Below are 14094 nucleotides of genomic sequence, written 5' to 3' on the forward strand. Positions count from 1 at the left end.
GGCGATGTGGTGCTCTGATGTGAACGGTGCCGGAGCGTTGGCGAAGGGCTGGTGGGTACATGCCGGCGGACTCGACGAACCCCGTGGTCGACACCCCCCACGGGGCTGTGCGTGGCAGATACGAGGGGGGCGTCGCGGTCTTCCGGGGCATCCCCTACGCGGCACCCCCCTTCGGCCCCCGCCGCTTCCGGCCGCCCGAGCCGCCGGAGCCCTGGGACGGCGTCCGCGACGCCGGGGCGTTCGGGCCGACGGCGCCGAAACCGCCGTACTCCGAGGCCTTCGCCCAGTACCTGTCCGACCCCGTGGTGGCGGGCGACGACTGTCTCAACCTCAACGTGTGGACGCCCGACCCGGACCCGGGCGCCCGGCTGCCCGTCATGGTGTGGCTGCACGGCGGCGCGCTGACCCGCGGGTCCTCCGCGGTGCCCGTGTACGACGGGCGGCACTTCGCCCGGGACGGGATCGTGCTGGTCTCGGTCAACTACCGGCTCGGCGTCGAGGGGTACGGGCTGTTCCCGGACGCCCCCGCCAACCCCGGGCTGCGGGACCAGCTCGCCGCCCTGGAGTGGGTGCACGCCTCGATCGCGGCCTTCGGCGGCGACCCCGGCCGGATCACCCTCTTCGGACAGTCCGCCGGGGCCATCAGCGCGGGGGCCCTGCTGGCCGCCCCGCAGGCCCAGGGCCTGGTGCGGCGGGCGATCCTGCAGAGCGGCCCGCCCGAGGCCGCCGAGCGGGACAAGGTGCGGCGGATGGTGCGCCGGATGGCCGCCCGGCTGAAGGTCCCGGCCACGGCCGCCGCCTTCGCCGAGGTCGACCGGGAGCTGCTGCTGCGCACCCAGGCCGACGTCGGGCGGCTCAGCAGCCCGGTGCTCGGCGGGCCCGCCTTCGGTGTCGTCGTCGACGGCGACCTCGTGCCGCGCGATCCCCTGGAGGCGCTGACCGAGGGCGGGGCGGCGGCCGGGGTCGAGGTGATGGCCGGCTGGACCAGCGAGGAGTACCGGCTGTGGCTGGTGCCGGGCGGGCTCCTGGAGCGGGTCGACCGGCTCGGCGCGGTCGCGCTGGCCGGGGCCATGGCCCGCTGCCGCTGCGGGCACGAGGTGCCGCGCGGCTACCGCACGCTGCATCCCGAGGCTGGTACCGCCGAGACGGTCGGGCAGATGGTCACCGACCACCTGCTGCGGATTCCGCTCCACCGGCTGGCGGACGCGCGGCCGGACACCTCCTGGGTCTACGAGTTCGCCTGGCCCTCCAACCGGCCCGGTCTCGGCGCCTGCCACTCCCTTGAGCTGGGGTTCGTGTTCGGCACCGGGGAGACGCCGGCGTCGGTGCGGCTGGCGGGGGAGGGGGCTCCGGGCGAGCTGTCCGAGGCGATGCACGGGGCGTGGGTTCGGTTCGCCTCCGTCGGTGAGCCGGGCTGGCGGCACTGGGGGGCGGATCATCCGGTGCGGGTGTTCGGGGCGGGGGCGCCGCACACGGTCCTCGGTCCGCGGGACCGGGAGCTGGCCCTGTGGGCCGCGGCCCCCGTCCCCGAGGCGCCGGCCCTCTCCTCGGTGCCGGTGCCCGCCGACGGCGGGATACGCACGACGGAACTCCGCTCGGTCGTACGACGCCTACGCCTGCCGGGCGCGGTCCGCCGCCACTGACGCGCCCTGCGCCTGCGGGCGCGGCGCCACTTGGTCCGGCCGCGCAGTTCCCCGCGCCCCTTGGGGTGCTTTCCCGTCCCGGGGTTGGGGTGGGCCGCGGGTTGGTGCTGGTGTCGCGCAGTTCCCCGCGCCCCTTCAGGACGCTCCCTCACACCGGAGTTGAGACCGAACCGTCCACTCGTGCTGACGTCGCGCAGTTCCCCGCGCCCCTATGGGGCGCGTCCCTGGGCGGGGTTGTGACTGAGCTGTCGGTTGGTGCTGGTGTTGCGCAGTTCCCCGCGCCCCTTGAGGGCGTCGCCGAGAGCGCAGGAGGCGGACCCCCGCCCACGGGAATCCGCGCTACACCAGTACCAACCGACAGCCCATCCCCAACCTGCCCTTGGGGGAAGCACCCCATAGGGGCGCGGGGAACTGCGCGATCAGCCCGCGCGGCGCCGCAGACGACCCGCCGGAGCAAGCCGGCTACCCCCGTAGCGCCCCCGCGATGCCCTGGATCGCCGACGGCCCCACGCGGCAGCAACCGCCGAGGAGGCGGGCGCCCGCCTCGTGCCAGCCCCGCACCTGCGCCGGGCCGAAGGTCGAGCGCCCCCGCCAGGCGCGGGCCGCCGCGTCCCAGACCTCCCCGCTGTTCGGGTAGACAACCACCGGCTTGCCGGTAACCCGCACCGCCGTAGAGACGGCCGCACCCACATCCCCCGGCGCACAGCAGTTCACGCCCACCGCGATGACCTCGTCCGCCTCGGCGGCCACCGCGAACGCCTCCTCCAGCGACTGCCCGGCACGGGTCCGCCCGCCGGCCACCGAGTACGACAGCCAGGCCGGCACCCCCAGCCCCCGCACCGCCCGCACCAGGGCCCGCGCCTCGTCCGCGTCCGGCACCGTCTCCAGCGCCAGGACGTCGGGCCCGGCACCGGCCAGCACCTCGAGACGGGGCCGGTGGAAGCGCTCCAGCTCGGAGACGGAGAGGCCGTAGCGGCCGCGGTACTCGGAGCCGTCGGCGAGCATCGCGCCGTACGGCCCGACGGACGCCGCCACCCACAGCGGGCGCCCCGTACCGGCCCGGCGCGCCGCCTCGCGGGCCAGCTCCACGCTGAGCGCGAGCAGCCCGGCGGCCCGCTCCCGGCCGATCCCGCGCCCCGCGAACCCCTCGAAGGTGGCCTGGTAGCTCGCGGTGATCGCGACGTCCGCGCCGGCCTCGAAGTAGGCGAGGTGCGCCTCGGTGATCGCCTCGGGCCGCTCGGCGAGCAGCCGCGCCGACCACAGCTCGTCACCGAGATCGTGCCCGGCGGACTCCAGCTGGTTGGACATCCCGCCGTCCAGGACGAGCGGACCCCCGGCGAGGGCCTCGGCGAACGCGGTGGCGCTGGTCATGCCTCGACGCTAGTCGAACCGTGGCCGAGTGGAGCGCCCGGACCCGTCCGAGGAATGGGCGGGGTGACCGGAATGTGGGACCAGGTCCCGACCGTGCACGCCGACACCGTTGACCGTTCCATGACACACCTCTACCTTTTCGGCGTCCGTAATCACAGATGTCGTCCGTGATGTCGAACATCCGGAGCGTGTCCCCACGTCACCACCCCCCCGAGAGGCAGTCCGCATGAGCCGCGCACACGATCTGCCGCACATCCCGAGCCGCCCACCGACACCGACGGGCCGCGCCCTGCCCGCGGCCGCCCGCGCCGCGAGACGCGCGTACGCGATCCTGCTCGCCCTCTGCCTGACGCTGGCCGGCGCCCTGGCCACCGCGGGGCCGGCCCACGCGGCGGCCCAGACCGTCGCCAACGGCACACAGTTCAAGGACACTTCGGGCAACCCCGTGCACGCCCACGGCGGCGGGGTCATCAAGGTCGGCGCCTACTACTACTGGTTCGGCGAGCACCGCAACGCCGACAACACCTTCCGCTACGTCGACGCCTACCGTTCCACCGACCTGAAGACCTGGGAGTTCCGCAACCACGTCCTCACCGAGGCGAGCGACCCCGAGCTGGCCACCGCCAACATCGAGCGTCCCAAGGTGATGTACAACGCGGCGACCGGCACGTTCGTGATGTGGATGCACAAGGAGAACGGCGTCGACTACAGCGAGGCCCGGGCCGCGGTCGCCGTCTCCGACACCGTCGACGGCGACTACACCTGGCAGGGCAGCTTCCGCCCGCTGGGCGCCCACATGTCCCGGGACATCACGGTCTTCGTCGACACCGACGGCACCGGCTACATGGTCTCGGCCGCCCGGGAGAACTACGACCTGCACATCTACCGGCTGACCGCCGACTACACGGGCGTCGCCGCCCTGGTCGCCGACCCCTGGCACGGCGGCCACCGGGAGGCGCCCGCACTGTTCAAGCGCGGCGGCGTCTACTTCATGCTCACCTCGGGGGCCACCGGCTGGAGCCCCAACCAGCAGCAGTACGCGACCGCGACCTCCCTGTCCGGCCCCTGGAGCGCCATGGCGAACACCGGCGACGCCACGGCCTACGGATCGCAGACCGCGTACGTCCTTCCCGTGCAGGGGAGTTCGGGCACCGGCTACCTCTACCTCGGCGACCGCTGGGGCAACTCCTTCGGCGGCACCGTCAACGACTCCCGTTACGTCTGGCTGCCGTTGGCCTTCCCCACCGCCACCACGCTGTCGATGTCCTGGACCCCGGAGGTCACCGTCGACACGGCCACCGGAGCGGTGAGCGGTACGAGCGCCACGTACCAGACGCTGATCGCCCGGCACTCCGCGCGGTGCGCCGACGTGACGAGCCAGTCGCAGTGGCAGGGCGCGCAGCTCAAGCAGTACGACTGCAACGGCGGCGCCAACCAGCGCCTCTGGTTCAGGTCCGTCGGCGGCGGCTACTACCAACTCGCCCTCCGGCACAGCTCGTTGTGCGTGCGGGAGAACGCGAACACGGTCACCCAGGAGAACTGCGACGCCACGGCGGTGAACCAGCAGTGGTCGGTGACCACCGCCGGCTCCTACGCCAACGTCGTCTCCCGGGCCACCGGCGGGTGCCTCGACGTGAACGGCGCGTCCACCGCCAACTCCGCCGCGATCATCACCTACACCTGCAACGGGGGCACCAACCAGCAGTGGACGCGCGGCTCCTGACGGTGCGTCGACATTGCCTGTCCGGAGCCTGAAAGGGCTTTCGTAAAGGGGAGGTTCGCGATGTTGTGAATCCCGTCCAGGGTCTAGAAAGCGCTTGCCATTGGCGGTACGGTCCAGCGCCAGACCCTGTTGACCTCACGGAGGAGTCGCCGGTGAGACGTCCGAGCATCGCTGTGCTGGCGGTGGTGACGCTGAGCACCGTCCTGAGCGCCCTGCCCGCCCAGGCCGCGGGTCCCGCCCGGCCCGGGTGGGACCTGGCCGGCTGTACCGACACCGCCTGCCACTTCGACGTCCCGCCCGGCACGTACGACGTGAAGGTCCTGCTGGGCGGCGACGCGGACTCCGGCACCGCGATCACCGGTGAGACCCGGCGCGCGCTGCTCCCCGAGACGGCCGCGCCGGCCGGTGAACGCGTCGTCCGCAGCTTCACCGTCGACGTCCGCACCCCCGAGGGCGAGCCGACCGGCGCCGACGGCACCGCCGGACTCGACCTCGTCATCGGCGGCACGGCACCCGCCCTCGCCGGCATCCGGGTGACCCCCGCCCGGCACGCCCGGCAGATCTTCCTGGTGGGCGACTCCACCGTCTGCGACCAGCCCGGCGACCCCTACTACGGCTGGGGCCAGCAGCTCCCGCAGTACCTGCGCAAGGGCCTGTCCGTCGCCAACCACGCCGACTCCGGCGAGAGTACGGTCAGTTATCTGGGGAACCCGCAACTGTGGGCCACCGTGCAGCCGCGGATCCGCCGCGGCGACCTCGTCCTCATCCAGCTCGCCCACAACGACAAGACCACCGACGAGGCCACCTACCGGGCCAACCTGGAGACACTGGTGGCCGGCGTGCGGGCCGAGCGCGGCAGGCCCGTCCTCGTCACCCCGATCGTCCGCCGCTGGTTCAACTCCGACGGCACGCTGAACAACGGCACCGCGCTCCTCGTCAACGGACTGGGCGTCGACCATCCCGCGGTAGTCCGGTCGGTCGCCGAGGCCCAGGAGGTACCCCTGATCGACCTGACGGCGCAGAGCAAGGCGCTCGTCGAGTCGCTCGGCGTCGAGGGCTCCAAGGCCCTGTACCTCTACAACGAGAAGCGCGACAACACCCACACCTCGGTGCGCGGTGCCTCGGCCTACGCGGCCCTGGTCCGTGACGGACTTCTGGCCCAGGGGCTGGTGCCCGAGGGCCTGGTGCGGGTGGGATGAGCACCTGGGGCGTCCCGACCGGAACCGGGGCGCCCCAGGTCCATGCCGCGCGGCGCCCGCGCCCCGGGCGCCCCGAGCCGACGGGAGAACCGATGCAGCTGCCGCCCGAGGACCGCGCCGCGAGCCCTCGCACCGGCTTCACCCGGGCCCACTGGGAGGCGGCCGCCGACCGGCTCCTCGCCGCGGTGGAGCCGTACGCCACCGCCGACCGCGCCCTCTACCACCTCCCCGGCGACCGGCAGAGCTTCTCCGGGCGCCTCTCCGACGGCCTGGAGGGCTACGCCCGTACGCTGCTGCTGGCCGCCTTCCGCCGCGACGGGACCGCTCTGGAGCGCTACGCCGACGGACTCGCGGCCGGCACCGCCGGTGTGTGGCCCCGCATCGAACACCGCGGCCAGCCCCTGGTCGAGGCCGCGTCCGTCGCCCTCGCCCTGCGCCTGACCCGACCGCTGCTGTGGGACCGCCTGGACGACCCCGTCCGGCAGCGGACCGCCGACTGGCTCGCGGACGCCCTGAGCGCCGAACCCTGGCCGTGCAACTGGGAGTTGTTCCCGGTGACCGTGGGCGGCTTCCTGGAATCGGTCGGCCACGAACCGGAGGCGTCCCGCAAGGCCGTCGACCGCGGCCTGGAACGCATCGAGCGCTGGTACCTCGGCGACGGCTGGTACACCGACGGCGACGGCCGCAAGTTCGACTACTACAACGGCTGGGCGATGCACCTCTACCCGGTGCTGCACGCCTGGCTCGCCGAAGACCCCGCCCTGCTGGACCTCTACGGCGGCCGGCTCTCCCGCCATCTGCACGCCTACGCCCGCCTGTTCGCCGCCGACGGCGCCCCTGTGCGCCAGGGCCGCTCCCTGACCTACCGCTTCGCCACCACCGCGCCCCTGTGGCTCGGCGCCCTCACCGGCCACACCCCCCTGGCACCGGGCCTCACCCGCCGCCTCGCCTCGGGAGCCCTGCGCCACTTCCTGGAGCGGGGCGCCGTCGACGACCGGGGACTGCTCACCCTCGGCTGGCACGGCCCCGACCCCGCCGTGCTCCAGGACTACTCCGGACCCGCCTCCCCCTACTGGGCGAGCAAGGCGTTCCTGTGCCTGCTGCTGCCCCCGGAGCACGAGGTGTGGACGGCGACCGAGGAACCCGCCCCGGCCGAGGGACCGGACGCCGCCCACCCGATCGGACCGCCCAACTGGCTTGTGCAGTCCACGACTTCGGACGGCCTGGTCCGCCTCCACAACCACGGCTCCGAGCAGCCCGGCTACGACCCCCACTACTCCCGGCTCGCGTACTCCACGGCGACCGCGCCGTCATCGGCGTACGACAACAGCGTGTTCGTCGGCGACGACCCGGGCCGCACCGCCATCGAGCCGCTCGGCGTCGGCGACGGCTGGGCGGCCTCCCGGCACACCGTCCCCTCCGGCGCCCGGGTGACCAGCGCGGTCCTGGTGCGCGGGGCGGTGGAGGTCCGCGTCCACCTGGTGACGGGCGCGGAGCCCGGGACCTCCGTCCGGGTCACCGGCTGGCCGGCCGCCGGCGGCCCGCGCGCCGAACTGGCCCCCGCGATCGCCCTCGACGACGACCTCACGGGCGCCGTCGGCGACACCCCGGCCCTCTTCGCCGCCGTCGCGCGCCTCACGGCGGACCCCGAACCCGCGGACCTGGCCGACCTGGTCGAGGTCATCGCCGATCCGGCCGAGGGCGGGACGGTCGTGGTGCGCTGGGCCGGCAGCGACGAGCAGCGGGTACGGATGGCGCAGGGCCGGGTGGAGGTGACCCGACCGGGACGTACGGTCCAGGGGCGGCGGTGACGGTTCGGCCGGCGCCGAAACGACCCCCGCCTACCGTCGGCCCTATGACACCCGCCGCTGTGACCACCGCGTTCGCCCGGCTCCACCACGGCGACGAGCCCCTACTGCTGCCCAACGCCTGGGACCACGCCTCCGCGGCGGCGTTCGCGGCGCAGGGCTTCCCCGCCGTCGGCACGACCAGCCTCGCCGTCGCCGCGGCGGCCGGCGTCCCCGACGGCGCCTCCGTGACCCGGGACGAGACCCTGCGGCTCGCGCTGACACTCGGGCGGGGACCGTTCCTGCTCACCGTCGACGCGGAGGGCGGTTTCGCTCAGGACCCGGACGCGGTGGGGGAGTTGGCCCGACAGCTGTTCGCGGTGGGCGCCGTGGGCATCAACCTGGAGGACGGCCTCGGGTCCGTCCCGCTGCACGCCGCGAAGATCGCCGCCGTGAAGAAGGCGGCGCCCACCCTGTTCGTCAACGCGCGCACCGACACCCACTGGCTCGGCGACGGCGACGACCGGGACACCCGGCGCCGACTCGACGCCTACCGACAGGCGGGCGCCGACGGCGTGTTCGTCCCCGGACTCACCGACCCGGCGCGGATCGCCGCGCTGACCGACTGGCTGGACGTGCCGCTCAACATCCTCTGGTCACCCGACGGCCCCTCCTTGCCGCGCCTCGCCGACCTGGGCGTACGCCGGGTCAGCCTCGGTTCGCTGCCGTACCGGCGGGCGCTCGGCGCGGCCGTCGAGGCGGTCGCCGCCGTCCGGGCCGGCCGGGTGCCGGGCGGGGCCACACCGACCTACGAGGACGTTCAGGCGTCCGCCTCGCCCGGCCAGTGCTCCAGGGCCACATGAAGCGCCCGCACCGCCTTGTCCCACGAGCGGTCCACCTCCCGGGGCGCGCCGAAGGCGCCCGCCGACTCCAGGGCGCAGTAGCCGTGGAAGGTGCTGCGCAGCAGGCGCACCGCGTCGGTCAGGTCGGGCTCCTGAAGTCCGTAGGCGCGGAGCATGCCGTAGGTGAGGTCCGCGGTGCGGCGCAGCGCGGGGGAGCCGGCGATCAGCGCCTGGTCCATGGGGAGTTGGGTGGCCGCGTACCGGCCGGGGTGGAGCAGGGCGTACTCCCGGTAGGCCCCCGCGAACGCCGCCAGCGCGTCCCGGCCCGCCCGGCCCGCGACCGCCAGTGCGATCCGGTCGATCAGCTCCCCGCCCGCCAGCAGCGCGATCCGCGTGCGCAGATCCTTCAGGCTGCGCACATGCGAGTACAGGCTCGCGTCCTTCACACCGAAGTGCCGGGCCAGCGCCGACAGGGTGACCCGGTCGAGCCCGACCTCGTCGGCGAGATCCGCGGCGGCCGCGGTGACACGATCGGCGGTGAGACCCGCACGGGGCATGACGTGGCCGCCTTCCGTTCCCTTGGATGCCAAGCCTACAAGCTAGGGGTTCCAGGAACGGATCCCGTCGGCACAGGCCGCGCTCAGTCCGTCCCCGGTCTCACCAGCCCCGTCTCGTAGGCCAGCACCACCGCCTGCGCGCGGTCGCGCAGGGCGAGTTTGGCGAAGATGCGGGCCACATGGGACTTCACCGTCGCCTCGCTCAGGGTGAGCAGGGCCGCCAGCTCCGCGTTGGACAGGCCGCGGCCCAGCAGGGTCAGCACCTCCCGCTCGCGCGGGGTGAGCGGCGCGAGGGACGGCGGCGGCTCGACCGGTGCCGACGGCGCGAAGCGTTCCACCAGGCGCCGGGTGATGGACGGCGCCAGGAGCGCGTCGCCGGTGTCGACCAGGCGTACCGCCGCCGCCAGGTGTTCGGGCGTGACGTCCTTGAGGAGGAACCCGCTCGCCCCGATCGACAGGGCCGTGTAGACGTAGTGGTCCAGGTCGAAGGTGGTCAGCATCAGGACCCGGCAGCCGGGGGAGCGGCCGAGGATCCGGCGGGTGGCCTCCAGGCCGTCCATGTTCGGCATCCGGATGTCCATCAGCACCACGTCCGGCTCCAGTTCACGGGCGAGCGACACCGCCTCGGCCCCGTCGGCCGCCTCCCCCGCCACGTCGATGCCGCGCGCGGTGAGGATCAGCCGGAAACCGGTCCGGATCAGCGTCTGGTCGTCGACGACCAGGACCCGGGGCGCCGTCACGGGCGGTCCAGCGGGATGCGTGCCCGGACCCGGTAGCCGCCGCCCAGTCGGCGGCGGGCGTCCAGGTCACCGCCGTACACCGCGACCCGCTCGCGCAGCCCCAGCAGGCCGCGCCCCGTGCCCGGCCGGGGCGCGCGCGGCGGGGCCCCGCCGGTCAGGACGCTGCCGCCGGTGTTGAGGATCTCGACCCGCAGGGCGTGGTCGGCGTAGCGCACGGTGACCTCGGCCCGGCCGCCGTCGCCGTGCCGCAGGGCGTTGGTCAGCGCCTCCTGCACGATGCGGTACGCCGTCACGTCCACTCCCTGCGGCAGCGGGCGCGCCTCGCCGGAGATCCGTACCTCCACCGGCAGTCCGGCGAAGGAGACCCGGTCGACGAGGGTGCCGAGCCGGCCGAGACCGGGCTGCGGGGCGAGACCCCCGGCACCGTCCTCGCCGTCCTCGCCGTCCGGGGACGGCGCCAGTACGCCCAGCAGGTGCCGCAGATCGGTCATCGCGCCCCGCCCCGCGTCCTCCACCGCGCGCAGCGCCGTCGCCGCCTCGTCCGGCATGGTGCCCAGCACCTCCCTCGCCGCCCCGGCCTGCACCACCATCAGGCTGACGTTGTGGCTCACGATGTCGTGCAACTCCCGTGCGATGCGCTCCCGTTCGGCCGCGACCGCGGCGGCCGCCGCGTTCTCCCGCTCCCGCTCCAACAGCCAGCCCCGTTCCCCCACCGCCGTACGCCAGCGCCGCCGTGTCCGTACCAGCGCCACCGCCAGGCACACCGTCACCGCGCACGCCCCCACCGCAACCGTCGACTCCCACACGGGGTTCACCCTCGCAGACCCGCCCGCCGCGCGCATCGGCCCCCGGATGCAGCGGCTGCATCCCCGGGATGAGAAGCCCTCCCGGGTGCCGTCCGGAGAGGGATGTGTCCGCCGCCGGGCGCCCCGTAGCGTCCCGCTCATGGTCACTGAGGACAGCTCGGCCGTCGTACGACTCGACGGTGTACGCAAGGAGTACGGCGAGACCACGGCGTTGGACGGGGTCTCGCTGCGGATCACGGCGGGGGAGTCGGTCGCCGTCATGGGGCCGTCGGGGTGCGGCAAGTCCACCCTGCTCAACATGATCGCGGGCCTGGACCGGCCGACCGACGGCTCGGTCCTCGTGCACGGCGAGAACGTGGGGGAACTCTCCGAGAAGGGGCTCGCCCTGTACCGGCGGCGCCGGATCGGCATGGTCTTCCAGTTCTTCAACCTGCTCGACGACCTCTCGGCGCTCGACAACGTGGCCCTGGCCGCCCAGTTGACCGGCACCCCGGCCCGGCAGGCCCGCCGCCGCGCCCTGGAGCTCTTCGAGGAACTGGGCATCGCCGACCGCCGCAACGCCCACCCGGCCGTACTCAGCGGCGGTGAACGCCAACGGGTCGCCGTGGCGCGGGCGTTGATGAACCGGCCCGCCCTGCTGCTGGCCGACGAACCGACCGGCGCCCTCGACAGCCGCTCCGGGGAACAGGTGATGGACCTGCTGATCGACCTCAACCAGATCGGCCAGACCCTGATCCTGGTCACCCACGACGATCATCTCGCGCGGCGCTGCGCCAGCCGGATCGTCGAACTCGCCGACGGCCGGGTCACCGGCGAGCACACCCTGGAGCCGTCGGTATGAGGGCGGTGTGGCGGACCGCCCGCGCGGCGGTGCGGCGGCGCGGACTCCAGACGGTCGTGATCGCGCTGGTCACCCTGACCTCCACGGCGGCCCTGGTGGTCGCCCTCGGACTGGTCGACGCGGCCTCCTCCCCGTTCGAGCGCGCCTTCGGCGAGCAGCGCGGCCCGCATGTGGTCGCCGCCTTCGCCCCGGACGCCGTCTCCGACGAACGGCTCGCCGAGGCGGCCCGGCGGCCCGGGGTCGAGGCCGCCGCCGGGCCCTTCGCGCAGGCATCCGTCGAACTCCGCGCCCGGGCCTGGACGTTCGGTCTGGGCAGCGAGCTCACCGTGGTCGGACGGGCCGACCCCGGCGGGCCGGTGGACCGGCTCGACGTGTGGACGGGCCGCTGGGCCACCCGCCCCGGGGAGATCGTCCTGCGGCGGGACCCGGACTGGGCCCCGGACGACCTCGGCAAGAAGATCGAGATCTCCGGCGGGCCCTCCCTCACCGTCGTCGGGTTCGCCGCCGATTTCAGCGCCACCGCCGACGCCTGGGTCGCCCCCGGACAGATGGCGGAGCTGCGCCCGACGACCACCCAGATGCTGTTCCGCTTCACCGGCGACACCACCGAGGACCGGCTGCGCACGGCGCTCGGCGAGGTGACCGACGCCCTCCCCGCGGACGCGCTCACCGCCTCCCGCACCCATCTCGCGCTCAAGGAACAGGTGAGCAGCTCGGCCCGGGCGTACACCCCGTACCTGATGGCCTTCGGCGTCCTCGGGGTCGCGGTGGCCGTGCTGATCATCGCCAACGTCGTCAGCGGCGCCGTGATCTCCGGGTTCCGGCAGATCGGCGTGCTCAAGGCGCTGGGCTTCACCCCCGGGCAGGTGCTCGCCGTCCACCTCACGATGATCTCCGTGCCGGCGGTGCTCGGCTGCGCGCTCGGCACCGCCCTGGGCAATCTGCTGGCCGAGCCGTTCTTCGGGTTCGTGTTCACCGGGCCCGACGCGGGCGTCTTCCACGGCGAGGTGTCGGTGGCGACCTGGGTGAACGCCGTGACCCTGTTCGGCATGCCCGCCGTCTGCGTCCTCGCCGCGCTGCCGCCCGCGCTGCGCGCCCACCGGATGCCGGCGGCCCGCGCGATCAGCGCCGGCAGCGCGCCGGCCACCGGACGCGCCCTCGGAGTCCAGCGCCTGCTGGCCGCCGGACCGCTGCCCCGCTCGCTGAGCCTCGGCCTGGGGCTGCCGTTCGCCCGTCCGGGACGCAGCGCGCTCACCCTCGCCGCGGTGGTCCTCGGCGCGGCCACCGTGACGTTCGCGACGGGGCTGGCGGCCACCATGGACCGGTTCGGGAACGCGGGCCGCGACGCCTACCAGGTCACCGTGTACGTGGGCAGCTTCGAGGACGGCAGGGAGATCCTGCCGCGGCGCACGGACCGCGAGATCCACGCGATGCTGGCCGCGCTGCCCGGCGCGGCCGAGGTCACCGCGCGCGCCGACGTCGAGACACGGATGACCGGCTCCGCCGACCGCGTCCTGCTCGAAGCGCGCCGTGGCGACCGGCTCCGCCTGGACAGCGTGCTCACGGGGGGACGGTGGACGCGCGGTGACGGTGAGGCCGTCGCCGGATCGGCGTTCCTGCGCCGCAACGGCCTGGAGATCGGCGACCTGATCCGGCTGGAGAAGGGCGAGCGGGCCGAACGGGTGCGCGTGGTCGGGGAGTTCATGTCGAACGACCCCCGGATGGTCGTCGTCGACTGGCCCACGCTCACCACGCTGGTCCCGGACGAGAAGCCCATCGCCTACCACGTCGCCCTGCGCGACGGCACCGACCCGCAGGTCTACGCGCGCGCCGCCGCTGCCGCCGACCCCGGGCTGAGCCCGGCACCCCAGGGGCCCAACAACGTCACCCGGACCATCATCGGCTCCGCCACCGCGCTCACCGTGATGCTCGCCCTGGTCTCCGGCCTCGGCGTCTTCAACACCGTCGTCCTCAACACCCGCGACCGCCGGCGGGACCTGGGCACGCTCAAGTCCATCGGCATGACCCCGCGCCAGGTCACGGCGATGACGGTGACGTCGATGGCGGTACTGGGGGTCGCGGGCTCCCTGTTCGGCGTGCCCCTGGGGGTCCTCGGCCACGAACTGGTCGTCCCGCGCATGGCGGACGCGGTCGGCATCACGCTGCCCGCGTACATGACGGACGTGTGGCAGGCCCCGGTCCTGGCCTGCCTCGCCCTCGCCGGGATCGCCATCGCGGTGCTCGGCGCGCTGATTCCGGCGCGGCGCGCGGCGAGGCTGACGATCGCGGAGGTCCTCCGCAACGAGTAGCGCCGCCGGGGGCCGCGTGTCGTGTGCGGCCCGGTGGGGGCTGGTCGCGCAGTTCCCCGCGCCCCTGGGGTGGGACCTGTGCGGCGAGCCCGGCCCGCACCCACCTGGGGGGCGCGCAGCCCCTACGGCGCCGCGGCCGGGACGCAACCCCTTGCGAAGGTCGTGCGTGTGCGGCCCGGTGGGGGCTGGTCGCGCAGTTCCCCGCGCCCCTGGGGTGGGAACTGTCCGGCTGGCCAGGGCCGCACCCACCTGGGTGCGCGGGGAACTGCGCGAGCA

At 74.3% G+C, this 14094-nt stretch carries 11 protein-coding genes; 7 read left to right on the forward strand and 4 right to left on the reverse strand.

Annotated elements, in window-relative coordinates:
* Positions 1 to 59: 59 nt before the first annotated feature.
* Positions 60 to 1643 (forward strand): carboxylesterase/lipase family protein, encoded by a 1584-nt coding sequence (locus ABT296_RS32890; protein ID WP_351932805.1) that lies wholly within the window; start codon positions 60 to 62, stop codon positions 1641 to 1643.
* 462 nt (positions 1644 to 2105) lie between these two features.
* On the opposite strand, the gene mmuM is transcribed toward ABT296_RS32890, so the two are convergent.
* Positions 2106 to 3014, reverse strand: coding sequence for a homocysteine S-methyltransferase (gene mmuM, locus ABT296_RS32895; protein ID WP_351932807.1), 909 nt, complete (start codon positions 3012 to 3014; stop codon positions 2106 to 2108).
* 226 nt (positions 3015 to 3240) lie between these two features.
* On the opposite strand from mmuM, the gene ABT296_RS32900 reads away from it, so the two are divergent.
* From ABT296_RS32900 to ABT296_RS32915, 4 genes are all read left to right on the forward strand, one after another.
* Positions 3241 to 4737, forward strand: a complete 1497-nt coding sequence (locus tag ABT296_RS32900) for an RICIN domain-containing protein (RefSeq protein WP_351932809.1) — start codon at positions 3241 to 3243, stop codon at positions 4735 to 4737.
* 152 nt (positions 4738 to 4889) lie between these two features.
* Positions 4890 to 5936, forward strand: coding sequence for a rhamnogalacturonan acetylesterase (locus ABT296_RS32905; RefSeq protein ID WP_351932811.1), 1047 nt, complete (start codon positions 4890 to 4892; stop codon positions 5934 to 5936).
* Positions 5937 to 6028: 92 nt separating this feature from the next.
* Positions 6029 to 7747, forward strand: coding sequence for a DUF2264 domain-containing protein (locus tag ABT296_RS32910; protein WP_351932813.1), 1719 nt, complete (start codon positions 6029 to 6031; stop codon positions 7745 to 7747).
* A 44-nt stretch (positions 7748 to 7791) separates the two neighbouring features.
* Positions 7792 to 8586, forward strand: coding sequence for an isocitrate lyase/PEP mutase family protein (locus tag ABT296_RS32915; protein WP_351932814.1), 795 nt, complete (start codon positions 7792 to 7794; stop codon positions 8584 to 8586).
* Here the strand turns inward: ABT296_RS32915 and ABT296_RS32920 are convergent.
* From ABT296_RS32920 to ABT296_RS32930, 3 genes are all read right to left on the reverse strand, one after another.
* On the reverse strand, positions 8544 to 9122 hold the full coding sequence (locus ABT296_RS32920) for a TetR/AcrR family transcriptional regulator (protein ID WP_351932816.1): 579 nt from the start codon (positions 9120 to 9122) through the stop codon (positions 8544 to 8546). The two genes, ABT296_RS32915 and ABT296_RS32920, sit on opposite strands and share 43 nt — an antisense overlap.
* 83 nt (positions 9123 to 9205) lie before the next feature.
* A complete protein-coding gene (locus ABT296_RS32925) occupies positions 9206 to 9862 on the reverse strand; it encodes a response regulator (RefSeq protein WP_351932818.1) in 657 nt (218 codons plus the stop codon).
* Positions 9859 to 10668, reverse strand: coding sequence for a sensor histidine kinase (locus tag ABT296_RS32930; protein WP_351932820.1), 810 nt, complete (start codon positions 10666 to 10668; stop codon positions 9859 to 9861). The genes ABT296_RS32925 and ABT296_RS32930 overlap by 4 nt, the downstream gene beginning before the upstream one ends.
* Positions 10669 to 10807: 139 nt before the next feature.
* Here ABT296_RS32930 and ABT296_RS32935 point away from each other — a divergent pair, with 139 nt between their 5' ends.
* Both ABT296_RS32935 and ABT296_RS32940 read left to right on the forward strand, forming a co-directional pair.
* On the forward strand, positions 10808 to 11509 hold the full coding sequence (locus ABT296_RS32935; RefSeq protein WP_351932822.1) for an ABC transporter ATP-binding protein: 702 nt from the start codon (positions 10808 to 10810) through the stop codon (positions 11507 to 11509).
* Positions 11506 to 13818 (forward strand): ABC transporter permease, encoded by a 2313-nt coding sequence (locus ABT296_RS32940; protein ID WP_351932824.1) that lies wholly within the window; start codon positions 11506 to 11508, stop codon positions 13816 to 13818. Before ABT296_RS32935 ends, ABT296_RS32940 begins: the two co-directional genes overlap by 4 nt.
* The last annotated feature ends 276 nt before the right edge of the window (positions 13819 to 14094 follow it).

Origin of the sequence: Streptomyces sp. NPDC000983, assembly GCF_040299205.1 — a bacterium.
In the GTDB taxonomy this organism is placed as follows: domain Bacteria; phylum Actinomycetota; class Actinomycetes; order Streptomycetales; family Streptomycetaceae; genus Streptomyces.

Excerpts from the sequence above, each read along its gene's own strand:
- ABT296_RS32890 (WP_351932805.1), top strand. The coding sequence starts at position 60 with ATGCCGGCGGACTCGACGAACCCCGTGGTCGACACCCCCCACGGGGCT.
- mmuM (WP_351932807.1), bottom strand. The coding sequence starts at position 3,014 with ATGACCAGCGCCACCGCGTTCGCCGAGGCCCTCGCCGGGGGTCCGCTC.
- ABT296_RS32900 (WP_351932809.1), top strand. The coding sequence starts at position 3,241 with ATGAGCCGCGCACACGATCTGCCGCACATCCCGAGCCGCCCACCGACA.
- ABT296_RS32910 (WP_351932813.1), top strand. The coding sequence starts at position 6,029 with ATGCAGCTGCCGCCCGAGGACCGCGCCGCGAGCCCTCGCACCGGCTTC.
- ABT296_RS32915 (WP_351932814.1), top strand. The coding sequence starts at position 7,792 with ATGACACCCGCCGCTGTGACCACCGCGTTCGCCCGGCTCCACCACGGC.
- ABT296_RS32920 (WP_351932816.1), bottom strand. The coding sequence starts at position 9,122 with ATGCCCCGTGCGGGTCTCACCGCCGATCGTGTCACCGCGGCCGCCGCG.
- ABT296_RS32935 (WP_351932822.1), top strand. The coding sequence starts at position 10,808 with ATGGTCACTGAGGACAGCTCGGCCGTCGTACGACTCGACGGTGTACGC.
- ABT296_RS32940 (WP_351932824.1), top strand. The coding sequence starts at position 11,506 with ATGAGGGCGGTGTGGCGGACCGCCCGCGCGGCGGTGCGGCGGCGCGGA.